The organism is Rhodococcus sp. 14C212 (genome assembly GCF_011058195.1).
GTDB lineage: Bacteria > Actinomycetota > Actinomycetes > Mycobacteriales > Mycobacteriaceae > Rhodococcus > Rhodococcus aetherivorans.
Genome location: NZ_JAALEH010000202.1, coordinates 1 through 1,562 on the forward strand (window position 1 = coordinate 1; position 1,562 = coordinate 1,562).

The window sequence follows — 1,562 nt, forward strand, 5'->3', positions numbered from 1 at the left end:
CCGCTGTGGCGGGCCGCGCAGGTGTTCCGGCTCGTCACCGTCGTCTACGCCGTCAGCTCCCAGTTCTCCACCGTCGCTCACTACACGTCGCCGCGGCTCAGCTGGTTCTTCGTCGCCCTGCTGGCGGCGTGGTCCGGCGTGTCGGCGGTGCTGCTGGCGCAGGGGGTCGGGCAGCGCGCCGTGGTGGTCGGGATCGATCAGGTCGTCGCGGTCGCGCTCATGGGCGCGACGCGGCTCGTCGCCGGCCACGACTGGTACAGCACCCACCAGACGCTGCCCACCACCCTGTGGGTCGCCAACGCCGTGTTGTCGGCCGCGATCCTCGGCGGTCCCGCCGCGGGGGTCGCGTCGGCGTTGGCGATGGCGACGGTCAGTGCCGTCGTCCGCGACCAGGTCAACCTCGACCTGTGGCGCGACGCGACCGCCCCCGTGCTCGTCGCGGTCGGCGTCGCGATGGGATTCGCCACCACCACCGCCCGGCGCGCCCACCGGCAGCTCGAACAGGCCGTGCGCGTGGCGGCCGCCACCGAGGAACGCGACCGGCTCGCCCGGGAGGTGCACGACGGGGTGCTGCAGGTGCTGGCCCTGGTGCGGCGCCGCGGCACCGCACTCGGCGGCGAGGCCGCCGAACTCGCCCGCCTCGCCGGGGAACAGGAGGCGGCACTGCGGATGCTCGTCTCCGAGCAGGGCACCCAGCTCGACCGCGGCGAGGAGCTCGTGGACCTGCGGGCGCTGCTGCGGGCGCAGGCCGGTGCCGGCGTCACCGTCTCCGCGCCCGCCGATCCGGTCCTGCTCGACCGCGTCCGCGCCGCGGAACTGGCGGCGATCGCCGCGACGGCCCTGACCAACACGACGCTGCACGCGGGCGCCGGCGCGAAAGCGTACGTGCTGGTCGAGGATCTCGGCGACGAGGTGATCCTCAGCATTCGCGACGACGGGGTGGGCATTGCGGACGGCCGTCTCGCCGAGGCCCGCGCCGAGGGCCGGATGGGCGTGTCGAAGTCGATCGTCGGGCGCGCGCGGTGGCTCGGTGGCGCCGCCGTGCTCGACAGCTCGCCCGGCCAGGGCACCGAATGGGAGATCCGGGTGCCGAGGAGAGGAGCACGAGGTGCGTGAGGGCAGCAACGCGGCGAACGGTGCCGGGCCGATCACGATGATGGTCGTCGACGACCATCCGATGTGGCGCGACGGCGTCTCGCGGGACCTCGAGGCGGCCGGCTTCCGCGTCGTCGCCACCGCCGACGGGGTCGGTGCGGCCGCGCGCCGGGCCGCGGCGGTGCAGCCGACCGTCGTGCTGATGGACATGTCGCTGCCCGACGGCACCGGCACCGAGGCCACCGCCGCCGTGCTCCGGGTCTCCCCGGCCAGCCGCGTGCTGGTGCTGTCCGCCTCCTCCGAACGCGACGACGTCCTCGGTGCCGTGAAGGCCGGCGCGTCCGGATACCTGGTCAAGAGCGCGTCGGCCGCGGAGCTGGTCGAGGCCGTGCGGGCGACCGCCGCCGGGCAGGCGGTGTTCACGCCCGGACTGGCCGGTCTGGTCCTCGGGGAGTACCGCCGCATGT

2 protein-coding genes are annotated in these 1,562 nt (G+C 75.0%); both read left to right on the forward strand.

Going from position 1 to position 1,562, the window contains the following annotated elements; genetic code table 11:
• Positions 1–1,116 (forward strand): DUF5931 domain-containing protein (locus tag G6038_RS30660; RefSeq protein ID WP_165042669.1); only part of this gene is annotated, 1,116 nt, incomplete at its 5' end.
• A 37-nt stretch (positions 1,117–1,153) separates the two neighbouring features.
• On the forward strand, positions 1,154–1,562 hold a 409-nt coding region (locus tag G6038_RS30665), incomplete at its 3' end, for a response regulator transcription factor (RefSeq protein WP_165042671.1).